Origin of the sequence: Gilliamella bombi (genome assembly GCF_900103255.1) — a bacterium.
In the GTDB taxonomy this organism is placed as follows: Bacteria; Pseudomonadota; Gammaproteobacteria; order Enterobacterales; family Orbaceae; genus Gilliamella; species Gilliamella bombi.
The window spans coordinates 1-230 of the sequence record NZ_FMWS01000048.1; the positions used below are offsets into that span (position 1 = coordinate 1).

Below are 230 nucleotides of genomic sequence, written 5' to 3' on the forward strand. Positions count from 1 at the left end.
GTTAAAAAGAGCAAACAAATCCGCCAAACTCAGCGAGTATATCCAAAAACAGTATTGGCAACATAAAGCCCGTTTGGGTGCACCAAGCCTGCTTCATGATGTTAGGGATACAGGCTATTTAGTGTGTAATACATTAAAACAAGCTTTATTTCGGCGTCACTTTCCTAAAAATGTACTCATTCATAGTGACCAAAGAAGCCAATATTCCTGTGCTGATTTCAAGCAATTAT

The 230-nt window shown here is 38.3% G+C and carries 1 pseudogene (running past one end of the window); it reads left to right on the forward strand.

Annotation, left to right across the window (positions count from 1 at the left end):
* Positions 1–160 precede the first annotated feature (160 nt).
* Positions 161–230: pseudogene (locus B9N71_RS13690) on the forward strand (IS3 family transposase); its annotated part runs 171 nt beyond the window's last position; the annotation flags it as partial.